At 33.6% G+C, this 24720-nt stretch carries 20 protein-coding genes; 4 read left to right on the top strand and 16 right to left on the bottom strand.

What is annotated here, in order from left to right:
* Positions 1–87 precede the first annotated feature (87 nt).
* From ACGLWY_RS09570 to ACGLWY_RS09545, 6 genes are all read right to left on the bottom strand, one after another.
* Entirely contained in the window at positions 88–321 is a 234-nt protein-coding gene (locus tag ACGLWY_RS09570) for a four helix bundle protein (RefSeq protein ID WP_396619456.1), read from the bottom strand.
* Positions 322–409: 88 nt separating this feature from the next.
* Positions 410–1453 (bottom strand): dTDP-glucose 4,6-dehydratase, encoded by a 1044-nt coding sequence (rfbB, locus tag ACGLWY_RS09565; protein WP_396619455.1) that lies wholly within the window; start codon positions 1451–1453, stop codon positions 410–412.
* 342 nt (positions 1454–1795) lie between these two features.
* Positions 1796–2866 (bottom strand): hypothetical protein, encoded by a 1071-nt coding sequence (locus ACGLWY_RS09560; RefSeq protein ID WP_396619454.1) that lies wholly within the window; start codon positions 2864–2866, stop codon positions 1796–1798.
* A gap of 14 nt (positions 2867–2880) precedes the next feature.
* On the bottom strand, positions 2881–4566 hold the full coding sequence (locus ACGLWY_RS09555; protein WP_396619453.1) for a DUF6909 family protein: 1686 nt from the start codon (positions 4564–4566) through the stop codon (positions 2881–2883).
* A gap of 37 nt (positions 4567–4603) precedes the next feature.
* Positions 4604–6097, bottom strand: a complete 1494-nt coding sequence (locus ACGLWY_RS09550; protein ID WP_396619452.1) for a GH3 auxin-responsive promoter family protein — start codon at positions 6095–6097, stop codon at positions 4604–4606.
* 90 nt (positions 6098–6187) lie between these two features.
* Entirely contained in the window at positions 6188–7057 is an 870-nt protein-coding gene (locus tag ACGLWY_RS09545; protein WP_396619451.1) for a M23 family metallopeptidase, read from the bottom strand.
* 115 nt (positions 7058–7172) lie between these two features.
* On the opposite strand from ACGLWY_RS09545, the gene tatA reads away from it, so the two are divergent.
* On the top strand, positions 7173–7367 hold the full coding sequence (gene tatA / locus ACGLWY_RS09540; RefSeq protein ID WP_396619450.1) for a twin-arginine translocase TatA/TatE family subunit: 195 nt from the start codon (positions 7173–7175) through the stop codon (positions 7365–7367).
* 71 nt (positions 7368–7438) lie between these two features.
* Here the strand turns inward: tatA and ACGLWY_RS09535 are convergent, their stop codons facing one another.
* The 3 genes from ACGLWY_RS09535 to ACGLWY_RS09525 form a co-directional block, all read right to left on the bottom strand.
* Complete coding sequence (locus ACGLWY_RS09535) at positions 7439–8446, bottom strand: DUF4837 family protein (protein ID WP_396619449.1); 1008 nt, start codon at positions 8444–8446, stop codon at positions 7439–7441.
* A gap of 24 nt (positions 8447–8470) precedes the next feature.
* Positions 8471–9994, bottom strand: coding sequence for a LysM peptidoglycan-binding domain-containing protein (locus ACGLWY_RS09530; RefSeq protein ID WP_396619448.1), 1524 nt, complete (start codon positions 9992–9994; stop codon positions 8471–8473).
* 513 nt (positions 9995–10507) lie between these two features.
* Complete coding sequence (locus ACGLWY_RS09525) at positions 10508–11695, bottom strand: phosphoglycerate kinase (protein WP_396619447.1); 1188 nt, start codon at positions 11693–11695, stop codon at positions 10508–10510.
* 356 nt (positions 11696–12051) lie between these two features.
* On the opposite strand from ACGLWY_RS09525, the gene ACGLWY_RS09520 reads away from it, so the two are divergent.
* Positions 12052–13206 (top strand): ATP-binding protein, encoded by a 1155-nt coding sequence (locus ACGLWY_RS09520; RefSeq protein ID WP_396619446.1) that lies wholly within the window; start codon positions 12052–12054, stop codon positions 13204–13206.
* 66 nt (positions 13207–13272) lie between these two features.
* On the opposite strand, the gene ACGLWY_RS09515 is transcribed toward ACGLWY_RS09520, so the two are convergent.
* The 5 genes from ACGLWY_RS09515 to ACGLWY_RS09495 all read right to left on the bottom strand — a co-directional run bounded on the left by ACGLWY_RS09515 (position 13273) and on the right by ACGLWY_RS09495 (position 20941).
* The gene (locus ACGLWY_RS09515) at positions 13273–13788 is read right to left on the bottom strand and encodes an OmpH family outer membrane protein (protein ID WP_396619445.1); all 516 of its coding nucleotides are present in this window, start codon (positions 13786–13788) and stop codon (positions 13273–13275) included.
* 227 nt (positions 13789–14015) lie between these two features.
* Positions 14016–14876, bottom strand: a complete 861-nt coding sequence (locus ACGLWY_RS09510; protein WP_396619444.1) for a class I SAM-dependent methyltransferase — start codon at positions 14874–14876, stop codon at positions 14016–14018.
* Between the two features lie 322 nt (positions 14877–15198).
* On the bottom strand, positions 15199–17070 hold the full coding sequence (gene mnmG, locus ACGLWY_RS09505) for a tRNA uridine-5-carboxymethylaminomethyl(34) synthesis enzyme MnmG (protein WP_396619443.1): 1872 nt from the start codon (positions 17068–17070) through the stop codon (positions 15199–15201).
* A gap of 84 nt (positions 17071–17154) precedes the next feature.
* Positions 17155–17565 (bottom strand): rRNA maturation RNase YbeY, encoded by a 411-nt coding sequence (ybeY, locus tag ACGLWY_RS09500; protein ID WP_396619442.1) that lies wholly within the window; start codon positions 17563–17565, stop codon positions 17155–17157.
* The gene (locus ACGLWY_RS09495) at positions 17558–20941 is read right to left on the bottom strand and encodes a DUF4175 family protein (protein WP_396619441.1); all 3384 of its coding nucleotides are present in this window, start codon (positions 20939–20941) and stop codon (positions 17558–17560) included. The genes ybeY and ACGLWY_RS09495 overlap by 8 nt, the downstream gene beginning before the upstream one ends.
* Before the next feature lie 90 nt (positions 20942–21031).
* Between ACGLWY_RS09495 and gltX the strand changes: the two genes are divergently transcribed.
* A complete protein-coding gene (gene gltX / locus ACGLWY_RS09490; protein WP_396619440.1) occupies positions 21032–22543 on the top strand; it encodes a glutamate--tRNA ligase in 1512 nt (503 codons plus the stop codon).
* A 74-nt stretch (positions 22544–22617) separates the two neighbouring features.
* On the opposite strand, the gene ACGLWY_RS09485 is transcribed toward gltX, so the two are convergent.
* Complete coding sequence (locus ACGLWY_RS09485; RefSeq protein ID WP_396619439.1) at positions 22618–23301, bottom strand: hypothetical protein; 684 nt, start codon at positions 23299–23301, stop codon at positions 22618–22620.
* Positions 23302–23545: 244 nt separating this feature from the next.
* Between ACGLWY_RS09485 and ACGLWY_RS09480 the strand changes: the two genes are divergently transcribed.
* Positions 23546–24466 carry an SPFH domain-containing protein gene (locus tag ACGLWY_RS09480; protein ID WP_396619438.1) on the top strand — a complete coding sequence of 307 codons (921 nt, stop codon included), beginning with the start codon at positions 23546–23548 and terminating at the stop codon, positions 24464–24466.
* A 53-nt stretch (positions 24467–24519) separates the two neighbouring features.
* Here the strand turns inward: ACGLWY_RS09480 and ACGLWY_RS09475 are convergent, their stop codons facing one another.
* Positions 24520–24720, bottom strand: a complete 201-nt coding sequence (locus ACGLWY_RS09475; RefSeq protein WP_396619437.1) for a hypothetical protein — start codon at positions 24718–24720, stop codon at positions 24520–24522.

The following is a 24720-nucleotide window of genomic DNA, read 5'->3' as shown; positions in this document are numbered from 1 at the left end:
CAAATATTGGATTCTTAATGCAATTTCCAATCGAGTTTCATCTGTCTATTTTTATTGTTTTTCAACGGTCAGATGTTACATCCATAATCATGTCCTGTGTGTTAAAGGTGTTTTTAACATGGATGTTTCAACTTCTGAAAGTGACCCTAAAACAATATATAAAAATCTAGAGAATTCTTTTCCTCCTTTTCTCCCTGCGCCTTCTGCAAAGTTGGATGGTATTGAAACTAAAGCTCTACGTAATTGAGACGTCAATCCAAAGGTTCCCTTTGAAGGAAACTGTTCTGTTATATTATAACAAAATCCATAGACTCCTGCCATACTTTTAAATCTTTATGAGATTTAATTTATTCATAGTTTAAATATAGTTATGCTGTCCTTCTTAACCTCTTAACTATATAACTTTTCATTAACTATACTGCTTTTCATAATATGATTGGTACTCCCCACTCGTTACATTATCAAGCCAATCTTCATTGTTTAAATACCAATCTATGGTTTTGTTTAAACCTTCCTCAAAGGTTACCGATGGTTTCCAACCTAATTCCTTATTTATTTTTGATGCGTCAATAGCATATCTTAAATCATGTCCTGGACGGTCTTTTACGTAGGTTATTAACTTCTCTGAAGTTCCTTTTTGCCTATTTAGTTTTTCGTCCATCTGTTGGCACAATAACTTAACTAAATCGATGTTTTTCCATTCGTTAAAACCTCCAATATTATAGGTTTCTTGGTTTTTTCCTTTGTGAAAAACCAAATCAATGGCAACCGCATGGTCCTTTACATACAGCCAATCTCTGGTATAATTGCCGTCGCCATAAACAGGTAATGATTTACTACTTATTATATTATTTATAAATAACGGAATTAACTTTTCAGGAAATTGGTTTTGCCCATAATTGTTGGAACAATTTGTTATAACATAAGGCATGCCGTAAGTTTCACCATAAGCTCTCACAAAATGGTCTGAGCTAGCTTTTGATGCTGAATAAGGCGAATTAGGATCATAGGAAGTTGTTTCTGTAAACAACCCTGTTTCTCCTAATGTACCATAAACCTCATCGGTACTAATGTGATAAAACAGTTTGTTGTTAAAGTTGTCTTTCCATGTACTTTTAAATGCATTTAAAAGAATCATGGTACCAATTACATTTGTTTTCACAAATGCCAATGGATCTTTTATAGACCTATCTACATGCGATTCTGCGGCTAAATGAATGATTGAATCAAATTTATGTTCTTTAAATAATTCATTTATAAAGATTTCATCTGTTATGTCTCCTTTAATAAAAGTATAATTGGATTTATTTTCAATGTCCTTTAAATTCTCTAAGTTGCCAGCATAAGTAAGAGCGTCTAAATTAAAAATATGATAATTTGGATATTTTTCAACAAATAGCCTTACTACATGAGATCCAATAAATCCTGCTCCTCCAGTAATTAATATTTTCATCTGTTTCTTTTTATTGTTTTTTAATTGTCATGCTTCAACAAGCTTCACTTGCCAACTTCGCTGCAAAATATATTTTGCATCTCGCTAATGCTCAGCACAAGCTTGGTACACCTTGAATAATCATCCTCGGGTGTATAAATGCTATTCTTATGGGTGTTTCTTTTTATGACTATTCTTGACTTTTTCTATTTCCTAAAACCTGCCTGCCGGCAGGCAGGAATGGCTAAAATTTATCCATTTTTTGTTACTTTTTTATGCGTAGCGCTGCTATGCCTTGCGAAAAGCGCCTCATCTGTACAAATTTTATTTTTGGTTAAAAACAAAAAATCAAGATGCGTTCTATTACAATTTACTTTGTTTGCCCAAATATTTTCCAAGCCCCATAAAAGAAAATACCAAAAGAGTCATTACAAATAAAATTAATGGCAATAAGAATTTCTTTTTATCATACCATTCCCTAATATCATAACCTGACTGTGGGAAATTAGCTAAAACATTAACAACATTCTTTTGCCTAACAATAGCACTATCTAAAACTCTTCTTCCGTTCTCAAGCCCCAACCGTCTTTCAAGAAGTTTAGACTCATCAACCATTAAACTTCCTCCAGATTCTGCATCTCCCATATATAGATTCGTACCTGAACCGGGAATTGGTTCTTTTTTAGATTCATTGATTCTAATCTGTAAATATTCCTTAACCAACGAATCTGTTTTTTGAATTTGGTTTTGAAGCACAGAATCCTTTCTAACTAAAATTTCATTATTGACTTTTGCCAGTTCATTTAAATAAGCATTTCCAGAGATGCCTTCAATGAAAGCTTGTTCTATCTTTTTATAAATGCTTTTATTTGTAGAAGCTACCCCTATTCTATGAACTCGAAAATTATAAGCTGTTAATGAGTTTTTATATCTTTCATAAGTCATTTCTAAACGAGAAATAGAATCTAATCGTTTACAAAAATCAGAATACATTTCAGCAATATTGTTTTCATCCAAATCAGCCTCAATATAAAAACCCTTTAAATGAGCTGCCTCATCAGTGGAAATACCTAATTTCTTTGCTAATCCTAATGTGTCTTTATCAATATTCGCTAATTGATGAAAGTCCTTTACATTTTCATAAACCTGTCTGGCTGAATTAAAATTAGTTTCAATAAACATATTAGCTCCATAGAGTTTATTAGAATTCATATCAATAATAAACCCTATAACAACGCCTAAAATAACTGCGGTTGCATACCAAACCAAACGTCTATAAATATGTATTAACAATAATAAAAATACGTTATAAATACCAATAAAAATACTTGCAATAAATTTGAAGAAACGATCAAACGCATTTCCTATTAATTTAAATAATTGACCTAAATCTACTTCTTCAGATTGATTTGGTTGTGGCAACTCTTTACTCATAACATTAATAATTATTAATTAAATACTTGTTCTATTATTTTTCTTGTAATTAAATAGGTTGGCTTTACACCTGTGGTTCCTAAGCCTCCAGAAGCCAATGTGGCTCCAGTTTCTAATGGATTGTCACTGGCATAATAAGCGTATCTTACCTTAACATCAGGACTTATACTTCTTCTCACTTTTGAGGCTGCTTGAATGGCTTTTTGATAATGTGCACCTTCCATTTCTAAACCAATAACACGCCATGTCGAGCTATAAAAGAATTTTAGAATGTCTTTGTTTTGTAATGAAGTTCCTAAAACTGTAATCATGGTACCTTCATACACATCAATACCATGGCCTTCTAAATCTTGCTTTGAAAGTTCGTTGGTAAATGGGTAATTATCGGCTGTTCCTTCAAAAATATGGGCTGTAGGAATCATAATATCACCTTTTCCTCCTTCTAAAATCCCAGCTTTTCCCATAATGGATATAGAATCTATGTTTAAATGGATGTTATTACCTTTTACTTTATAAGGCTTTAACAACTCGTCTATCGTTTCATAAGCTTGTTCCCCAAAAGCATAATCCATAACCAAAATAATCGGTTTTTCAGATGCTATTTTGGCTTCATTGACTTGAATATCCAACTTAGAAACATCTAACTTGCTCGTATCAAAAATTTGAACATCTATTTTAGTACCCGAGGCATCTTCAATATAAATCATGCCATTTTGTAACGCTTCTTTGGTTACTTTATTTCGTAAATCATCATTTTCCTTCTTGCTTAAAGATTCATAAACACTGTAAACATCTTTTGATGCTGGAGTTTTTAAAGCTGACGGTGCATAAAGCGTGTTCATAACACTATGCATGTTGGCACTTATAATGTGTATGGGTCTTTCTAACAAATTGTTTTTATAAAGAATGTCCTTAATGGTATCTGCCCAAATTTCACCGTGTATGTGATGCCCCAGTCGCTCTCTTAAAACAGGGCTAAAGGTAACAGTACGTTTGTTTGTATTAATTTGTTCTTCTATAGCTAGTTTTCCTAACCAATACACAATATGCAACAAGCGTTCTGGTTGTGTTGGTATTGCAAAATCTGAATAAACGGCTCTTAACTCGTTAAATGTGCGCCCTAAAATATTGGCAGTATGTGTTATGGCTATTTCACGTTCCTCTTGCGTGAGTTTCTTTTTCGACAAAACTGCATTTTCGAGTTTGGTCCAATCACGGGTTGTAGAACCACTTTCATCAATTAAAACACGACTGCTAATTTTATGGGATTCTATAAAAAGAAACGTCAGATGTGTTAAAATATCGTAGATTTCCGAACGACCTCGGGTAATCTCAATATTCATTTGCTCGGCATCAATTCTATAACAATTTCTACGTCTTTTTTCAGGTATGATGGGCTTAAAATGTGAGTCAGAATACCCCTCATCACTTGTTAGGTTTATAAAAGTGCATTCTTCAATACCAATAGGCAATCTATCGATGACATAAAGTAAGCCCTCTAATTCTGCTTTTTCTTCGCCAATAGAACCGTAAATTTCTGGTCTTAGTAACAACAGGGATTCACGAAGTGTATCGCCCGAAATACCCATGGGCTTATAAAACCCTCTGTTAAACAAATGGCGCATAGTAATATACATCCGCTCAATGGCGTTCGAGCTCTCTTGCGCTCTCGTTCTTTCGTGATGTTTTTTGTTACTCATACTCATTTTTAACGTGACAAAGATACCATTATTTGGTTTAATTTATGTGCGGAAACCCCTCAACTATTTTTCTATCGTTCGACAATCTGGGAAGTTTATTTTGTCCACCTAATTTTCCAATAGATTTCATATACTCCTGAAATCCGCCTTTTTTAACTTTTGTTATTTTAAGTGGCTGTAATACTTTACCTTGTATCAAATCGAAATAATAACTGTTTTGCTTTTGAAGTGATGCATCTATTTTTTGAGCTAAAGCAAAAAGATCTTTCGGTTCGTTTTCAAACTCAACAAACCATTCGTGATAGGGCAATCCTTCCAACGGATTAATTTGCGGAGCCACTGTAAATTCGGTAACTCTTATGTTTGAATTTAAAGTTGCTTCTTGCATAGCTTGTTCTACTTCTTTACCAATAACATGTTCACCAAAAGCAGAAATAAAATGTTTTATACGTCCAGACACGATAACACGATATGGTTTTGTTGAGGTAAACTGTACTGTATCACCAATATTATAGGCCCAAAGTCCTGCATTTGTTGAAATAATCATGACATAGTTTACACCTATTTCAACATCTTTAATGGTGATTCGTTTGGGGTTTTCGTTGAAAAACTCATCAGCTCTAATAAACTCATAAAAAATCCCTGAGTTTAATTGAAGCAGCATCCCTTTTTCGTTCTGTTTATCTTGAAATGCAAAAAAACCTTCACTGGCAGGGTACAACTCAATACTATCTACTTTTCTGCCGATTAAATTCTCAAATTTAGCACGATAGGGTTCGTAATTTACACCTCCAAAAATAAAAAGGTTGAAGTTTTTAAAAATGTCGCCTACTTTTTTTCCTGTTTTTTGCTGAAGTTTTTCAAAATACATCTGTACCCACGATGGTATGCCCGAAATAATAGTCATGTTCTCTGGAAGTGTTTCCTCAACAATCGCATCTACTTTGGTTTCCCAATCTTCAATACAGTTGGTTTCCCATGATGGTAACCGGTTCTTTTGAAGGTATTTAGGCACATAATGCGCTACAATACCCGAAAGGCGCCCTAATTGTATGCCATTTTGTTCTTTAAGGATAGGGCTTCCTTGAAGAAAAATCATTTTACCATCTACAAATTTGCTGTTTCCTGTTTCGTTAATATACATTAAAATAGCATTTCTGGCAGCTTCTACATGATAGGGCATGCTTTCTTTTGAAATAGGAATGTATTTAGAACCCGACGTGGTTCCTGATGTTTTTGCAAAATAGATGGGCTTACCTTTCCAAAGAATATCTTCTTCACCCGCAACAACACGTTCTACATAAGGTTTTAAATCTTCATAATCCCGTATAGGAACCCTTTTTACAAAATCTTCATAAGAATTAATGCTTATAAAATCGTGGTCTTTACCAAATTGGGTGCCGGCTGCTTCTGAAATTAGGTTTTGAAATACCTTTTCTTGGGTTTCAAAAGGTTTTTTTGCCCACTTTTGAATAGTGTAATGAACCCGTTTTGCAAAAGGTTTTGCTAAAGCCGATTTTATTGATATCATCTGTTGTTTTTAAGGTTATGAGGTTATATAGTTAATCGTTTATCATTCATCAATCGTTAAACCATCATTCGTTAATCATCAATCGTTAAATTATTTAAAATCTATGAAGTTTGTTGGGTTTATGGGGTAACCGTCATTCCAGAGTTCGAAATGCAAATGCGGACCGGTAGAAAGTTCTCCGGCATTTCCTGCGGTTGCAATAACTTCACCTGCCTTAACTAAATCGCCTTGGGTTTTTGTTAAAGCTGAATTGTGTTTATATACTGAAATTAACCCATAACTGTGTTCAATAATTACAACATATCCTGTATTAGCGGTCCATTCAGCAAAAATAACAATACCATCGGCAGTTGCTTTTATGGGTGTTCCTTTAGCAACTACAATATCGACTGCAAAATGTTTGTTTTTTACATTATACGATTCGCTTATAGTACCATTTACAGGAGGAAATAATACAAAATTGGACGCAGATGTTGCCGACTCAAATAAATTGTATTTATCCTCTTTATCTACTTTTTGTCTTAAAATGGAGTCTTCGGTTGTTGGTTTTAAGTTTACTTCGCTAGCCTCTAATTTAACCGCTTGAATAATGGAATCTCTAGAAAAATCTACCGTACTAACTTCTCCTTGCAACACCTTTTTTATGGAAGCGTAATAGCGGTCGTTCATAGCAATTACTTGCTGCAGTGAGTCGGTTTTATAATTCAATTCGGTTGCTTTTTTCTTTAATGACGCAGAGGAATATCCTGGTATATATTCTTTTAAAGAAGTAAATGCAATAAGCATGGTTGTGCCCGCAATTAAGATAATTGCCGACAAAGAAGCTAAAACAAACACATTTAAGCGCGTTAGCTTAATTGATAAGCGCTCCTCAAACGTATGCTCGTTAAGTATCACCAATCGGTACTTATCAAGTAATTTTCGTTTTATCTTTCTTTTTTCTGGTTTCTTTGTGTTCATCTTAAAGCAAAATTAAATAAAAATATGGCAAGACTGGTTGCTTTATACTAAAGTTATATCCAAAACGATTTTATTAAACTTTAATTACTAACTTTGCACAATAAAATTAATAATTATGATGTCATTAAGTATGTTTTTAGGAGCTATTGGTCCATTGCAAGTAGCACTAATAATCGTGGTTGTTCTATTATTGTTTGGAGGAAAGAAAATCCCTGAATTAATGAGAGGACTGGGAAGTGGTATTAAAGAATTTAAAGACGCTAGTAAAGAAGACGATAGTAAAGAGAACAAAAAAGAGGATAAAAAGTAATTAAGTTCTTTTGTATATAAAACAAAAAGACCAGCATAAATATGCTGGTCTTTTTGTTTTATATAGTCTAACTAATCTATTTTAACTGATCTAATTATAGACTCTAATTCTAACATATAATTACGTTTTTCTACTGATGGAGCAAAAGCAAAACCTTCAACAACGACCCAACGTTTATTAATTTTATCTTCAATAGCGTAACTAATAAATGGACCTCCCATAAAATCTTCTTTTAAATCCCACAATCCTTTGGTTTCAATTGCTGGTTTATTGTCTACAATCGTTTCAGATATATAAGGAGCATAAGAGTCTTCAGTAGTCATATACGATTCTATTTTTTCACCATTCGCTTTTATTATGCCATCTTGCCTTCCTTTAATATAAGCTTTACCAATAGAGTCTCTTAACTTAACTATTTGGTTTGTTAAACTATCATTTCGCTTAATGGCTGAATAAGGCAGTTCAAAAATCATTAAATTAGTAGTTCCTGTGGTAATGTCTTTTCTAATCCAAAAGAAATTATCGGTTTCTTTTGCTATTCTATATGCAGATGGAAATTGAATCGTTAATCCAAGTTTTTTTTGAATTGAAGTGAAATTGTGAGGTGATTTGGCCATTTGGCGTCTCCTTTCCGCAATCTCTTCATTTCTAAATGTTTTAACTATTTTTGAAGCATTATCCTTTAAAACATCGGCAAGTTGTTCTCTAGATTTTCCCCTAATTACAATAACTTTTTGAGGTTGTGCATAAACATTATTTAAAATTTCCATGCCCGTTTCCTCATTTACTTCTATTTTTAAAATGGTTCTATTTTTTGTAACAAATCCTGAAAAAACCGATGGTGGAATTTGACTAATAGTAAACATGGGTTCGTCTTGTGGCAATCCATAAATTGGAGCTGCAAGCACGTTTCTAATAGCATCTCCTACACTACCATCCCACAATTCGTTATCTATAATTACAGAAACGTTGTTAATGTTTCCCGACGAGTCTAAAAGCATTTTTTCGTTAGATGATTTTTTATCGCCACAAGAAACAAATAGGGTTAGTAAAACTGCTGAAAAAAGAATATTTCGCATAATTTAAATTGGTTTTAAGGAAATTTAGCTCTTTGATATTTTAAGTTTCATTCCTGGTTTTAATTTACTACCACTAATACCGTTCCAATCTTTAATATTTTGGACAGAAACTCCAGGAAATTTTTGTGAAATACTCCATAACGAGTCGCCACTTCTTACTGTATATATTTTTGAACCACCAGAAACAGCTTCCGAAGTTGTAGATTTACTTGTTGAAGATGTAGCTAATGCTGTTAAATTTCGTGGGTAAATGGCTAAACGTTGTCCAATCTTTAAATTGTTGCTTCGTAAGCCATTCCATTTTTTTATATCGCTTACTCGCACGCCGTACTTTCTGGCAATTAACCCTAGAAATTCTCCAGATCTGACACGGTGCGTCATTTTAGTGTCTGCATCAAAAAATTGAGGCATGGGCTTTTCGCGCTTGTCAAATTCGGCTTTGGCAAACTCGTAAATTTTATCTTCGTTCGTTACAAAATCTCCAATAGCCGTTCTAGGTAAACGCAGTGTATAATTCTCGCCTTTAATAAAAGGAATAATATCTAATTTGTAGGAAGGATTTAAAAATTGAAGTTCTTCTATTTCAACACCTGTGGCCTCTGATATTTGGTCGAGTGTTATCATTTGTTTCACTCGAATGGTATCCGTTTCAAACAGTGCAACCTCTGGTCTTGGTTTTGTAAACCCGTGTTCTTCAGCATATTCAAAAATATACATGGTTGCTAAAAAAGCTGGTAAATATCCTGCCGTTTCACGAGGTAAATTATGCCTTATGTTCCAATAATTTTGGTAACCACCGGAGCGACGAATCGCTTTAGTAACATTGCCTGGGCCTGAGTTATAGGCAGCAAGCGCTAAATCCCAATCGCCAAAAATTTCATAAAGTTTGGATAGGTATTTTGCGGCGGCTTCGGTAGATTTTATTGGATCACTACGTTCATCAACATAACTACTTACATCCAATCCGTACATTTTACCTGTGCCATACATAAATTGCCATAGTCCTGTAGCTCCTACCCTAGATTTTGCTCTTGGCTTTAAGGCAGATTCTACTATGGCTAAATATTTTATTTCCAAAGGCAGGTCGTGGTTGTCTAATTCGCGCTCAAACATTGGGAAATAAAAAGCACTTAAATTGATTAGCCTTTGAAGCGTTTCCCTTCTGTTTTTTAAATATGATTTGATAATACTTTCTAAACCTGGATTGTATTCTACATTAAAAGGTGTTTTTGAACTTAAATCGGCTAATCTGGATTTTAATAACTCTGTTGAAAGTTCTGGATATTCTACTTCTTCAAAATTAAGTTCGGTAATAGAATTGTAAATGGTATCGTAAAGTGAATTGCTATATAATTCTTTAAGCCATTTTTCATCTAAATTGGCGGTAAACATATCGTCTTCAACTTTTTGAAGTAAAAGACTATCTTTTTGAGTTTTAATGTGCTTAAAATCGTTCTCATTCCCTTTTACAGAAACCGAATCTTGCATTTGCGAAAAACACGTAGCAAAATTGAAGAGCCATACTATTATAAAAAATCTAAACGTCATAAATCTTATTCATTTGGTTATATTGAACGATATTAGAGCTAAAATCGTATTTTTTAAGTTAAAATAAAAACTTAATTTGATTTATGTGATTCAAAACCTACAATAATAGTTATTAACACGTTATTTTGTCGGAATTACGCTTTATTATTAAGAACTTCATCTTGACTTTTTTCAATTGGCTGCAAAATAATCTTTTTGCCCCATATTTCACCTGTTTTTTACTATGTAGCGCTGCTATGAAGTGCTAAAAAGCTAAAATCTGGAACCGGACGGAGCGTATAAAATAACCTGGTGGGTTATTTTAGCGAACGAGCCAGCTTGCGCAAAGGATATTTTTCGCTTCAATCAAAAAAGTCAAGATGAGTTCAAACTAAAAAAGCCACAAACACACAACTATCTTTCAATATTCGTGTGTTTGTGGCAAAATATGTATCAACTATATTTTGAAGCCAGTTACTAGTCAATTACCTCAAGGTAAGTCTCGAGCATTCAAATCTCGATTATCGAGTAAAGTTATTCTAAAATTGCTGCGATACCAGGCAATACAATGCCTTCTAAACTTTCTAACATAGCGCCACCGCCTGTACTTACATAGCTTACTTTATCTTCGAAACCAAATTGCTTTACGGCAGCTACCGAATCGCCACCTCCTACAAGTGAGAACGCTCCATTTTTAGTAGCTTCAGCAATAGAATTCCCTAATTCTATGGTACCACCAGCAAAACTTTCCATTTCAAAAACACCTAATGGCCCATTCCAAAGTATGGTTTTGCATTGCATAACGACATCATGAAATTGTTTTATCGATTTTGGTCCAGCATCTACACCTTCCCAACCATCTGGAATTTTATCTATATCAACTACTTGTGTATTTGCATCATTACTAAATGCATCGGCAGCAATAACATCAACTGGAATGTGTACCTGTACGTTTTTAGCTTTTGCTTGTTTTAATATTTCCAAAGCTAATTCTTGCTTATCATCTTCACAAATAGAGTTTCCAATTTTTCCTCCTTGAGCTTTAATAAACGTAAATGCCATACCACCACCAATAATTAAATGGTCAACCGCATCTAAAATATTTTCTATAATCGTGATTTTTGAAGATACTTTAGCACCTCCTAAAACTGCTAAAACTGGTTTTTCACCTGTTTTTAAAACTTTATCAATACTCTCAATTTCTTGTGCTAATAAATAGCCAAAACATTTACTGTTTGGGAAAAATTCTGCAACAATTGTAGTGGAGGCGTGTGCTCTATGTGCTGTGCCAAAAGCATCGTTCACATAAATGTCTCCTAATTTTGATAGTTTTTCGGCAAATGCTTTATCACCCGCTTCTTCTTCCTTATGAAAACGTAGATTTTCAAGTAACAAAATTTGTCCTGGTTGTAAACTAGCTACAGCAGCTTCTGCTTTTTCACCAACACATTCGTTTACAAACTTTACTTCAACACCTAAAATATTTTCTACTTCTTTTACTATGTGTGCCAAAGAAAACTGTTCTTGAACGCCTTTTGGACGTCCTAAATGTGACATTAAAACACAGCTTCCTCCATCTTCTAAAATTTTAATAATAGTTGGTTTTGCTGATACTATTCTGGTTGCATCGGTTACTTCAAAGTTTTCATTTAGAGGCACATTAAAGTCTACTCGTATTAATGCTTTTTTGTTTTCGAAATTAAAATCGTTAAGCGTTTTCATCTGTTTATATTTATTGTTTTTTTTTGGTCAGATGGAACACCCTGAATAATCATCCTCGTGTATGTGAATGCAATTCTCATGGGGTGTTTCATATAAAGCTGTTTATTTGTTTTTTAAAGGTTACATGGAACACCCTTTATAATCACCTTCGTGTGTGTGAATGTGATTCTCATGGGTGTTTCATATAAAGCTATTTATTTTTTTAAATATTTGGTTTACAAAAGTAACTAATTAAAAACAGCTACAAAACCTGTTTTCAAACGAAATCGATGTAGCTTGAAAATAATTTTTTTTGATTTTTATTTTAAAGCTTTATGGTGTTTTAACATCTAACAAAATTTGTGTAGGTTTGTTCGATGCAATTCACAGATATTCTTGGGCAGGAACACCTTAAAAACCATTTAACACAAAGTGTTGATAATGGGAGAATTCCGCATGCACAATTGTTTGTGGGACCTGAAGGTAGCGGCACCTTACCAATGGCCATTGCTTATGCGCAATATATATTGTGTAACAATGCTAATGGTGAAAATAATTCTGGTAACGAAGCATGTAACCTAAAGTTTAAAAACTTTTCACATCCCGATTTACATTTTGCTTTTCCCGTTACCAGCAGTGATAAAGCTAAGAGCCACCCTGTTTCGAGTCATTATCTTGAAGAATGGCGTCAACTTTTAAAAGAGCAGCCTTATGGCAATTTGTTTGATTGGTATAAACTTTTAGGTGTTGATAACAAACAAGGGCAAATCGGTGTTGATGAAGCACAGGATATTGTAAAAGCTTTATCGTTAAAAGCTTATGAAGGCGGTTATAAGGTGATGCTTATTTGGATGGCTGAAAAAATGAACACCGCCTGTGCCAACAAGCTTTTAAAACTTATTGAAGAACCTCCCAACAAAACTGTTTTTATTTTAATTGCTGAAGATGAAGAACAGATAATAAACACCATACGCTCACGTTGCCAAGTATTGCATTTCCCTCCCTTGGCAGAAGATGTTGTGAAAAATGCCTTGGTGAAAAATTACAGTTTAGATATTTCGGTGGCTACTAAAATTGCGCATCAAGCCAATGGTAATTACAACAAAGCCTGCGATTTGGTCTATCATGACTCTGAAGATTTACAATTTGAGACTTGGTTTATTTTCTGGATCCGAAGTGCTTTTAAAGCCAAAGGAAATAAAGCCGCCATACACGATTTAATTTCATGGAGTGAAGATATCTCTAAAACCGGTAGGGAAACCCAAAAACAATTTCTTAATTTCTGTTTAGACTTTTTTAGACAAGCCTTATTGCTTAATTATAAGGCGACCGATTTGGTTTACTTAGAACCCAAAACGGAAACATTCAAACTTGAAAATTTTGCGCCTTTTGTACATGGTAACAACATCTTGGAAATAAGTGACGAGCTGCAAGATGCCATTTATCACATTGAACGCAACGGAAATTCTAAAATAATTTTAACCGATTTGTCTATAAAACTGACGCGGTTGTTGCATAAAAAAGCGGAATGATTTTAAAACAGAAAACCCCTAAAAAATTATTTTCAGGGGTTTAATTTACTGTATATCAGTTAAATACTATTTTTTATACTCTTTATTTAAAGCTTCTAAAATAGTTTTTGTTAAATCTTTATCATCAGCTCCATACATAACAGTTGCAGCGGCATCACTAGTTCCTAAAATATAAGTATAGCCATTACTTTTTCCATAATCTTTAACATGCTTTTTTACTTTGCTAATTACAGAATCAATTTCAGTTTGAAATTCTTGTTGCAATTGTTGTTGTTCCATTTGCATTCTTTGTTGAAGCACTTGTTGTTTTTGTTGCAACCCTCCCATTAATTCTTGAGCTTTTGCTTGAGATGATTTTTGAGCTGTTAACTGCGTTTCTTGAACTTCTAATTGGAATGCTTGACCAACACTATCAGCCTTTTTTCTAAAAGCTTCTTCTTTCGCTTGAAATTTAGCTTCAATATCTTTTTTCTCTTGGTAATCGTTAATAACGGTTCCGTTATCTACAAATCCAATTTTTGCTTGTTCTTGGCAAGAAGTAAATGCCAACATCACCGCTGCTGCGTAAAATATATTTTTCATTTGTTTAATTTTATAACACGAACAAAAGTAGTAAAGTAAACGATATTTAAAGTAGAAATTTGTTTGATTTTAATATATAGTTATAATTTATAAAAAACAACACTGATCATAAAATTTTATTATCAAAAACGAGCTCCATAAACGCGTTTAAATCGATCCAAAGATTTTTGACTGGTGTTTGGCTGTTTTTGCTTTAAAAATCGGCTATAAACGCTTTAAAATCGGTTTTAGCTGTTTTTAATGACATAAATTAATGAAGAAGCCTCTTTAGTTGTAATAGATTTGAAATTTGATAGCATCCCAACCCAAAAGCCTTTTAAAAAACTCATTTTTCCATTTTTATACTTTTCAGAAAGCAGGCTTACATAAAACGCATCAAAATACATGGATTTTGTTTTTAGGACTTCCATTGAAACTTTCGAAACCAATTTTGATATAGAAGCTTTATTAAAATGCCAAAGATGTCTGGGCACATCATAAGCAGCCCAAAACTCTTTATAATAATTTGCATCGTAACTTTTATAATTTGGCACCGCAATAATTAATGTTCCGTTAGGCTTTAGCAATTTTTTAAAAATCTGAATGTGTTCTTCTAAATTTGGTAGATGTTCTAATACATGCCAAAGCGTTATCACGTCAAAACTTTCTGGTTCAAATTTTAAAAGTTGCGCCGAATTAAAAACCGCATTGTCAGTTTTAATATTAGCTATTTCCCGAGCTTGCTTGTTTGGTTCAATTCCAGAAACAGTCCAGTTGTTTTTCTTTGCCGTTAATAAAAAATCGCCTGTGCCACACCCTACATCTAAAAGTGTTTTTTCTATTGAAGAAAAACCATTAATTAGTTTTAGTTTTTGCTTTAAAGACACTTTTCTAACCAAATGATATACATTTTCAAAAAGATTTCTTTTGGAATCTGTATGCGAAATATAGTCATCGCTTTTATAATAGTCGGGCAATGTTTCGGATGATGGCTGTGGATGGGTTTCTAAAAAACCGTATTCTGAATTCTCGAATAATTCAAAATTCTCACCAGAAACCGAATGGTCTATTACTTTTAGAAAAGGTGATGTTGTTGTTGCTTTAGCCACTAATTCACGAATGTTTTTTAAAACTTTCTAAACGTTCCACGTGGAACGTTTAGAAAGTTTGATTATATAAATGCCGTTTTGATCCATAACAAAAATTAAAGCGTATCACTCCTATGTATCATTTTATTCTAAAAAAGCGCTATAAAATAACGTTTAGTTTGTCAGACTGAGCTTGTCGAAGTCCTATTGTAAAAAAAGCATTGGCATCTTTTCACAAGCTACGGTTTTGTCTTCAAATAATGCATTTCATTTTAGATAATGTTCAAGATAAACTTCATTCTGTCATATCTAAAAATGTAATTTTAAATCGACCAAACAAAGATTATCTACCCATATAAACCAACAATACCGAAATATCATTAGGCGACACACCGCTAATCCTTGATGCTTGGGACACCGTTGTTGGCTGTATCTTTTTAAGCTTTTCACGTGCTTCAAAACTCATGGATTTGATTTGTGAATAATCAAAATTCTCAGGGATTTTTACATATTCCAATCTCGTTAACTTATCAGCATTATTCTTTTCTTTAGAAATATATCCAGAATATTTTACTTGAATTTCTGCTTGCTCAATAACTTCATTATCTAAATTATTATCTTGAATATAATCTTCAACCGCATCAAATTTTCGCATATCATCTATAGTGATATTTGGTCTTGAAAATATTTTAAACATTTTATCAGACTGTCTAATTGATGAAGATTCTTTAGATTCCAAAACCGGATTGGCATCTTCTGGCTTCACACTAGTATCAGCAAAAAACTTAACAAACTTTTCTGCCTCTTCATGCTTCTGCTCCATTCTTCGTAAACGTTTTTCACTAGCTAAACCGATCTCAAAACCTTTAGGGGTTAATCTTAAATCGGCATTATCTTGACGCAACAACGTTCTATACTCTGCTCTCGATGTAAACATTCTATATGGCTCTTCTGTGCCTTTAGTGATTAAATCATCAATTAGAACACCTATATAAGCTTCGTCTCTTTTTAATATAAACGCTTCCTTTTCCTGAACTTTTAAACTCGCATTAATACCAGCCATCAAACCTTGGGAGGCTGCTTCTTCATAACCCGTAGTGCCATTAATTTGACCCGCGAAATATAAACCTTCAACAAGCTTTGTTTCTAAAGTATGCTTTAATTGGGTTGGTGGGAAATAATCATATTCAATAGCGTAGCCAGGTCTAAAAAATTTCACATTTTCAAAACCAACGACAGAACGCAAGGCCTTAAATTGAACATCTTCTGGCAACGATGTAGAAAACCCATTCACATAAACCTCACAGGTATTCCAACCTTCAGGTTCTACAAATAATTGATGCCTGTCCTTATCTGCAAAACGGTTTATTTTATCTTCTATAGACGGACAATATCGAGGCCCTAAACTTTTAATTCGTCCATTAAACATGGGCGACCTATCGAATCCTTCACGAAGTAAATCATGAACCAATTCGCTAGTGTATGTCATGTGACAAGAGCGTTGCTTCACTAATGGTTTTGTAACATCTAAATAAGAGAATTTCTCCGGGTTTTCATCACCTGGCTGTTCAATCATTTTAGAATAATCCAATGAACGCCCATCAACTCGTGGCGGCGTTCCCGTTTTCATTCTACCGGAATCAAAACCCAGACTTACTAATTGTTCCGTAATTCCTGTTGCGGCTTTTTCACCTGCTCTACCACCTCCAAAATTTTTATCGCCTATATGAATCAAACCATTTAAAAAAGTGCCGTTAGTCAACACAACAGATTTGGATTTAATCTCAACACCTAAAGACGTTTTCACACCAACAACCTTTCCTTTATCCATTAACAACCCGGCTACCATTTCCTGATAAAAATCAAGATTGGGCGTACCCTCTAAAAGCAGTCGCCAATCTTCCGCAAAGCGCATTCGATCGCTTTGAACCCTCGGACTCCACATCGCAGGCCCTTTAGATTTATTAAGCATTTTAAACTGAATAGCAGATGTGTCGGACACAATACCACTATACCCACCTAACGCATCTATTTCCCGAACAATTTGTCCTTTGGCAATACCGCCCATAGCAGGGTTGCAAGACATCTGTGCAATGTTTTGCAGGTTCATTGTAATAAGCAATGTTTTACTCCCCATGTTGGCAGCAGCGGCAGCGGCTTCACTTCCTGCATGTCCTGCACCAACAACTATAACATCATAAACATCATTAAACATAACTTCATTTATTAAATTGTTCCACGTGGAACATTAATCAAATTTAATTTTTGAGTTTGCAAATATACACTGATTTACTGAATATCAAACAAGTTGACTTAAGTAGTGGTTTTCTTTTTCTCGCATCAGCTTCGCCTCGTTATCGGTCTTATCTTTGTAGCCACAATAATGTAACACACCGTGAACCATCACACGCTGCAGTTCTTCATTCACAGGCACATTAAAATCCTTGGCGTTATCTGCCACTCGCTCTACAGATATAAAAATATCTCCATGTATATTTTTTCCGACTGAATAATCAAAGCTAATAATATCAGTTAATGTGTCATGATTAAGAAACTCTACATTCAATTTATGTAAATAAGCATCGTCACAAAAGATATAATTGACCTCTTCAAGTTGACATCCTTCTTCAGAAATAACACCTTCAATCCATTCAGATAATTGTTTCTCATTGTCTAATGAGAATACAGTTTCGTAATTAAAATTAATCATCGTTTTGTTTGAAATACTCTTGAACTTTCTTTTTGTAAACTGGATGCAAAGGTAGTATTTGTTTGTTCAATATTTCGGTCGTATTAAAATATTGCTTAGCCGTTGGAATTTGATTATTAGGATTGTTGTTATAATCGTCCTTATTGGTTTTGGATTCACGCTTATTATCTTCTCCTTGCTGGAACGTAGCGTTCTCCATCTTCAATAGTTGATGTTTTAAATTCAACATTTTTTGAAGGGTTTGATTCGTAAATCCTTTGTTCAATAAATCCAATTCGACTTCTTCCATCTTTCTAATTAATGAAGAAGCGTTACCAGATTTACCTTCTTTAGCAAGCTTATCTTCTAATGCATTTCTTAACGCTTGTTGTTGCTGATAAATTTGATACAGCAAGCCATTCATGTCTTCACTATTGCCTTCTCCTTCTCCTCCACTTTTGTTTCCGTTTTTATCATTTCCTTGCTTATCACCATTTTTTCCTTTGTCTCCTTCTTTTCCTTTATTACCTTCTTTTTGCCCTTCTCCTTCATCCTTTGGCTTTCCTTCTTTATCCTTTTTCATTCCTTCCTCCATCATTTTATTTAGCTGTTCCTGACTCATAATAACATCTGGAAGTTGCATATCTCCCTTGTTACCTTGTCCCATAGACATACTCAGATTTTCTTGCATATTATCCAAAACATCACTTAAGAAATTTGCTAAATTATTAGCCGCTGTGATGGTAAATTGCTGATTGGAGACTCCTTTGTATTTTTGATCTTCTGCAAACAACTCTAAAGCCTTATCAATGTTATAATATACATCTGTTATTTGCTTGTTAACCTCTTCAGAAAGTTTAGGCTGTCGAAGTGATAAGGAAAACAAACTATCATCTACATGCTCGAAATGTTGTCTCAAACTGTTTTGTTTTTTAAGAAGTGACGCGTACTGATTGTGGTTCTCTTCAATGGTTTGAAATCGTTTCATTAGCTTTTCTTGATCGAATGAGAAAAGCACTAAATTATCTAAAATTTGCCTTAGCATCTCAACATCTTCTTGTATTTGTTCACCACCACCTGCTTGCATAGCACTTTGCATTTGTTGACTTAACTTCTTCATTTTTTGAGCAGCTTTTTTCTGGCTGCTCTGGGCATTTTTTTGATTTTGGTTCTTGTCTAGAGCTTGTTCCTTTTTCTCTAATTCATCTAAAGCCTTTTGTTGCTCTTTCTTAATTTCATTCTCTTCTAACTTATCTTGGGGAATCTCAATAGGTTTTTTTAATTCTTTACCTTCTTTCTTTAAATCGTCCAACTGCTTTTGAAATTCTTCAAAGCTATCATTTAATTCTTCTTGCTTTTCTTTTGTGTTTTTCTCATCTGATTGATTAGATAATTTCTCTTGTTCGTTTGCAAGTTTTTCTAAATCATCTTTTAGTTTGTCTAACTTTTTCTCAACGTAAAAACGTTTGGTTAATTCCAATAACTGCTCTAAGCTTCGTTTTTTGTTTTTGTTTTGTTTAGCTAACTCATCCAGCTTTTGGGTCAGCTCTTCTTTGTTAATTTTATCTTGAAGTTTTTGTAATTCTTCTAAAAGTTTTTCATCTTGTTTTAGTTGTTCTTCATTTTCATCTAAACGCTTTTTTAAATCTTCTTTAAACGTATTTTCTTCTTTATGTTCCTTTTGAAAATCCTCTAAGTTATCTTTAAGTTTTTTGTTAAAATTTTTCATCATTTCATCTTGCTGCTTTTGGCGCTCTAAAAATGATTCTAGTTTCTTTTTATCATTAAAATTAAGATTCGATTTTTCTTTTTGGGTTTTAGCTAACTCTTCTAATTGCTTCTCTTGCTCATCAAATTTCTTTAAAGACTTATTTAAATCTTTAATGGATTCACTCTGTGCATTCAATTGTTTTGTAACTTCTTCCTCTTTAGTTCGCTTTCTATAACTAAAAACATTGCTTTTGACACTTTTATACTTATTAACTTCGTCATTATCAAATACTTGAAAGTATATTTCATAAGAAATACCTGCTTCTATGCTTAAGTTATTGGGAAATGCTGTGATAAACTCCGCTACATTGGAATTTGCTATGGAAATGGTCTCAATTTTCTTTTTCGATTCGTCATCAATAGGATAATAAACTAACTGTAATTTACTAAATCCGTAATCGTCGTTTATCTGCCCATAGAAATAAAGTGTTTGCAAATCCAGACTATCTGTTTTTACTTTTAGGTTGATGTTTGGAAACTCATCTTTAACAACGTTCAAATTAAATGCTAAGGTTTCATAATCTTTAAGGTTTTTGTTACTGGTACTTAGGCTATAGGCTAAATTATTATAAACACGTCTGGAGGTTTCAAAAAGGCCTTCTTTAACAGATAAAAAATGAATGGTGTCTTTGGCAAATAACTGGACCTTATCGGTTGATTTTGTTTTAAGCCGCCATGTAATATGGGTGCCTTCTGGAACAACAGCATTTCCCGTACTTTTTAAAGTTTCATCTTTCTTCTTGGTGTAATTTGGGTAATCTAACAGCATTTCAAAACTTAATAATGAAGGGACTTCAACAATATGAACGGTATAAGGTTTTGAGGTCACATTATTGGAGCTTAGTTGAAATTCGATTGGTTCTTTAGGTTGTGGAAACACATATTCAAACGCCCCTATTCCTGTTTGCTTTAAAAAATAGGTTTCATTGTTATAACGTATTTCAGCGTTTTCCGGAATAACATTGCCTGCTGTTCTAACCATCAATTTGAAGTCTTTGTTTTCTATGGCATTTAAATGGTCATTAACCACAAAAAACTGAAACGGTGCTGGCGGTTCGTATGCTGTTTTAAAGTGTACCACACGATCTAAACTATGGCTAAACCAATTGGTTTTACCAAATAGAAAAGTCGACAAAAGGATTAGAACAGGAATGGCAGCATATTTTAAATACTGAACATTCTTTTTAAAATTTATAGCTAGCTTAAAAGGAATCGGACTTAACTCTAAAGATTTTTGTTCGATGCTTGCTATAAGTAATTCCGATTGAGCTGGGTTTTGATACAGTTGCAATACATTCAACAACTTATCATTCACTTCAGGAAAATGCTGCCCTATTATTCTTGAAGCGTCTTCATAGTTTATCCCTTTCTGAAGTTTAAAAAGTTTCGCTAATGGCATAAAAATAAACTTGGTAAACAACGCCAGTTCCACCAAAACAAATAGCCAAAACAAGATGGTTCTTGCTAATGTATTAAGCCATAAAACATGTTCAACAAACAAAGTGAATAAAAAATATAAAAACCCGATGGCGAAAAATAAGATCGTGCCTTTAAACAATTCATTGGTGTAATAACGCCTAATAAAAGCTTCTAGTTTGGTCTGTATGTTTTTAAAACTGCTTTGCATCTCTATAATTAACTTACTAAACTACAATTTTATTTAGTACAGTGTTTATAATAATGTGTTAATTGTATCTTTGCCACAAATTTACAAAACATGACCAAAAAAGTTCGTGTGCGTTTTGCACCTAGCCCAACAGGACCGCTACATATAGGCGGTGTTCGTACGGCGTTATTCAACTATTTATTTGCTAAAAAACATCAGGGTACTTTTATTTTAAGAATTGAAGATACTGATCAAAATCGTTATGTTGAAGGTGCCGAACAATACATCATTGATGCCTTAAACTGGTGTGAAATTCCTTTTGATGAAGGTCCAAATAAAAACGAAACCTTTGGCCCTTACCGACAAAGCGAACGTAAACATTTGTACAAACAGTATGCCGATGAACTGATTGCTAGTGGGAATGCTTATTATGCTTTTGATACTGCTGAAGCTTTGGATTTTCATAGAAAAGATCATGAAGCTAAAGGAAAAACTTTTATTTACAACTGGCATAACCGCTTAAAACTAAGCAATTCGTTATCGCTTAGTGCAGAAGACGTACAGGCAAAACTAGATGCAGGTGATGATTATGTGATACGTTTTAAATCTCCACAAGACGAAACTTTGCATTTAACAGATATTATTAGAGGCGATATTAAAATTGACACCAATATTTTAGATGATAAGGTGTTGTTTAAAAGCGATGGCATGCCAACTTACCATTTAGCGAATATTGTAGACGACCATTTAATGGAAATCACCCACGTCATTCGTGGCGAAGAATGGTTGCCTTCTTTGGCATTGCATTATCAATTATACAAAGCGTTTGGTTGGGAAACACCAGAGTTTGCGCACTTACCACTTATTTTAAAACCTACCGGAAAAGGTAAATTAAGCAAACGTGATGGCGATAAATTAGGCTTCCCTGTGTTCCCTTTAAAATGGACTGACCCAATAACCCATGAGGTTTCTAGAGGTTATAAAGAAGATGGTTACTTCCCAGAAGCTATGATTAATTTCTTAGCTTTTTTAGGCTGGAATCCTGGAACAGAACAAGAAATTTTTAATTTAGATGAATTAGTTTCTGCTTTTGAATTAGAACGCGTTCATAAAGCTGGAGCACGTTTTGACCCCGATAAAATTAAATGGTTTAACCATCATTATATGCAAGAACAAGCTAATGACGATTTAGCTGAAGCGTTCAAAAAACAACATACTGAATTAACGGAAATTGACGTAAACTACATTTCTCTTGTCGTTGGAATGATTAAAGAACGGGCAACGTTTATATCTGATTTTTGGGAGTTAAGTTCCTTCTTTTTTGAAGCGCCAACATCTTACGACGAAAAAATAGTTGCCAAAATAATGACTAACGATACTCGTGAATTAATGAGTGAGTTAAAACAAATTATCAATGCCGTTTTAGATTTTACGGCTGAAAATGTTCAAACCGAAGTAAAATCTTGGATAGGTAAAAAAGAAATTGGTTTTGGAAAAGTGATGCAGCCTTTACGTTTAGCTTTAGTAGGAGAAATGAAAGGTCCCGATGTATTTGATATTATCTACATGATTGGAAAAGCAGAAACGGTAAAGCGTATTGAAAATATGATTTCTACTCTTTAGTTGCCGCGAATATGCAAATACATATGAATATATAATCAGACCTGTCAGGGCTTAAAATCCTGACAGGTTTTTTATTAAAACGAACCCATCACACCCAAAACCAGCATATTCTGATTGCCTTTAAATCGGGCATCACCACCTGCGGTATCTAAATTTTGGTTTTCAAGTTTTTTTAAAATATTTGTAAAGCCATAAATATATTGCGCTTTCAATTTAATAAACTTCAACCCTACTGATGCACCAATAGCACCGTTAAAATTAAATTGGGAAATATCGGTAATGTCTTCAGTCATTAAATTGCTGTAATTATCAACAAAATAACTTTCCTTGGTTTTATCTTTTAACTCCAATTTACTGTTGTATTGAATCATGGGTCCTAAATCTATGGTTAAATAATCTGGAATTACTTTAATGTGCCCCAATATGGCGACTTGAGCCGCAAATAGTTTATAATCTATAAACTCACTGTTAGCAACAACAGCGTCTGGTCTTGCAGAAACCCCCATAGTGCTTTCAGAAAGTTGCATACCAAAACTCACATTGTACCATCTATGGGGAATATCAACCGTTGCACTAAGGCCTCCTAAAAAACCATCACCTTGTTTAGTTTCAAAATTGGTGGTTGCAATATCAAATTTGGTAATCGCTCCCGTAATGCTTATTCCATTAGTAATTCTATAATTACTTTTTTGAGCAAAAATTTTTGTAACAAAACATAGTATAATAACTACTAATAAGGCAAATTGAGTTTTTTTCATTGTATCTTTAGGCTTAACAAAAAACAAATATAACTCAGAGACTGTTTAAATTTTGTTTTTGGAATGTTTTATAGGGTATTTTTTTGTCAAACCAAGGTATTTTGAGATTCATAGCCATAGCTATGTACCGAAAAATAGCTGATGTATGGCTGAAAAAGGCACATAAAAGAGCCAAAGGATAAAACTTAAACAGTCTCTCAATTTAGTAAGTATCATTTTTTAACCATTTTTAATCAAAAATATTATGAGCTTTTTAGTTTACCCTTTTATTTTTTTAGGACTCGTTATTTTAATTTCGTCCTTCTTTATTGTTAAACAACAAACCGCAGCTATCATTGAGCGTTTCGGTAAGTTTCAAGTGATTCGACACTCTGGTTTACAATTAAAAATCCCATTAGTCGATAAAGTTGCTGGCAGATTAAGCTTAAAAATTCAGCAATTGGATGTTATTATTGAAACCAAAACTTTAGACGATGTGTTTGTGCGACTAAAAGTATCTGTACAATATCGTGTTTTAACCCAAAAGGTATATGATGCATTTTATAAATTGGATTATCCACACGATCAAATTACCAGTTATGTATTTGATGTGGTACGTGCCGAAGTACCAAAAATGAAGTTAGATGATGTGTTTGTGAAAAAAGACGATATTGCATTAGCGGTAAAAGCAGAACTAAATGATGCTATGCTTGATTATGGTTTTGACATTATTAAAACCCTTGTAACCGATATTGATCCCGATGCACAAGTAAAAGCAGCCATGAACCGCATTAATGCTGCCGATAGAGAAAAAACTGCAGCACAGTATGAAGGGGATGCAGCACGTATTTTAATCGTTGAAAAAGCAAAAGCGGAAGCTGAAAGCAAACGTTTGCAAGGTCAAGGTATTGCCGACCAACGTCGTGAAATTGCACGTGGTTTGGAAGAATCCGTAGATGTTTTAAACCGTGTTGGAATCAACAGCCAAGAAGCATCTGCTTTAATTGTGGTTACACAACATTATGATACGTTACAAGCCATTGGTAGCGAAACGAATAGTAATCTTATTTTACTACCAAATTCGCCTCAGGCTGGGAGTAATATGCTGAACGATATGGTGGCTAGTTTTACAGCAAGCAACCAAATTGGTGAAGCCATGAAAGCCAGTAAAAAGAAAAAAGAATAACTTTATTAAAAATTATCAAAAGCCTCATAAATTAAATCTTTATGAGGCTTTTTTTATGAATGTTCTTCTTTATGTTTTTTAAGCATGATCTTTAAGGTTTCTAAATAATTTTTTAACGAATTATCATCAACATTTAAATTATCTTCACTTGGAATCGTAATAGGGTTTTCATCTAAATATTGATATAACTCAGGATAATTTGTTTCAATTTCCAAGGTAATATTTGATATTTCTAAAAGTAAATTGGCTTTCAT

The sequence above is a fragment of the Mariniflexile sp. HMF6888 genome (assembly GCF_044335535.1).
Taxonomy (GTDB): Bacteria; Bacteroidota; Bacteroidia; order Flavobacteriales; family Flavobacteriaceae; genus Mariniflexile.
The sequence above is the reverse complement of the archived record's forward strand: the minus strand, read 5'-3'. Positions and strand labels throughout refer to the sequence as shown.

What these genes read in the sequence shown, in the direction of transcription:
- ACGLWY_RS09570 (WP_396619456.1), bottom strand. Translation starts at nt 321, where the DNA reads ATGGCAGGAGTCTATGGATTTTGTTATAATATAACAGAACAGTTTCCT.
- rfbB (WP_396619455.1), bottom strand. Translation starts at nt 1,453, where the DNA reads ATGAAAATATTAATTACTGGAGGAGCAGGATTTATTGGATCTCATGTA.
- ACGLWY_RS09560 (WP_396619454.1), bottom strand. Translation starts at nt 2,866, where the DNA reads ATGAGTAAAGAGTTGCCACAACCAAATCAATCTGAAGAAGTAGATTTA.
- ACGLWY_RS09555 (WP_396619453.1), bottom strand. Translation starts at nt 4,566, where the DNA reads ATGAGTAACAAAAAACATCACGAAAGAACGAGAGCGCAAGAGAGCTCG.
- ACGLWY_RS09550 (WP_396619452.1), bottom strand. Translation starts at nt 6,097, where the DNA reads ATGATATCAATAAAATCGGCTTTAGCAAAACCTTTTGCAAAACGGGTT.
- ACGLWY_RS09545 (WP_396619451.1), bottom strand. Translation starts at nt 7,057, where the DNA reads ATGAACACAAAGAAACCAGAAAAAAGAAAGATAAAACGAAAATTACTT.
- tatA (WP_396619450.1), top strand. Translation starts at nt 7,173, where the DNA reads ATGATGTCATTAAGTATGTTTTTAGGAGCTATTGGTCCATTGCAAGTA.
- ACGLWY_RS09535 (WP_396619449.1), bottom strand. Translation starts at nt 8,446, where the DNA reads ATGCGAAATATTCTTTTTTCAGCAGTTTTACTAACCCTATTTGTTTCT.
- ACGLWY_RS09530 (WP_396619448.1), bottom strand. Translation starts at nt 9,994, where the DNA reads ATGACGTTTAGATTTTTTATAATAGTATGGCTCTTCAATTTTGCTACG.
- ACGLWY_RS09525 (WP_396619447.1), bottom strand. Translation starts at nt 11,695, where the DNA reads ATGAAAACGCTTAACGATTTTAATTTCGAAAACAAAAAAGCATTAATA.
- ACGLWY_RS09520 (WP_396619446.1), top strand. Translation starts at nt 12,052, where the DNA reads ATGCAATTCACAGATATTCTTGGGCAGGAACACCTTAAAAACCATTTA.
- ACGLWY_RS09515 (WP_396619445.1), bottom strand. Translation starts at nt 13,788, where the DNA reads ATGAAAAATATATTTTACGCAGCAGCGGTGATGTTGGCATTTACTTCT.
- mnmG (WP_396619443.1), bottom strand. Translation starts at nt 17,070, where the DNA reads ATGTTTAATGATGTTTATGATGTTATAGTTGTTGGTGCAGGACATGCA.
- ybeY (WP_396619442.1), bottom strand. Translation starts at nt 17,565, where the DNA reads ATGATTAATTTTAATTACGAAACTGTATTCTCATTAGACAATGAGAAA.
- ACGLWY_RS09495 (WP_396619441.1), bottom strand. Translation starts at nt 20,941, where the DNA reads ATGCAAAGCAGTTTTAAAAACATACAGACCAAACTAGAAGCTTTTATT.
- gltX (WP_396619440.1), top strand. Translation starts at nt 21,032, where the DNA reads ATGACCAAAAAAGTTCGTGTGCGTTTTGCACCTAGCCCAACAGGACCG.
- ACGLWY_RS09485 (WP_396619439.1), bottom strand. Translation starts at nt 23,301, where the DNA reads ATGAAAAAAACTCAATTTGCCTTATTAGTAGTTATTATACTATGTTTT.
- ACGLWY_RS09480 (WP_396619438.1), top strand. Translation starts at nt 23,546, where the DNA reads ATGAGCTTTTTAGTTTACCCTTTTATTTTTTTAGGACTCGTTATTTTA.
- ACGLWY_RS09475 (WP_396619437.1), bottom strand. Translation starts at nt 24,720, where the DNA reads ATGAAAGCCAATTTACTTTTAGAAATATCAAATATTACCTTGGAAATT.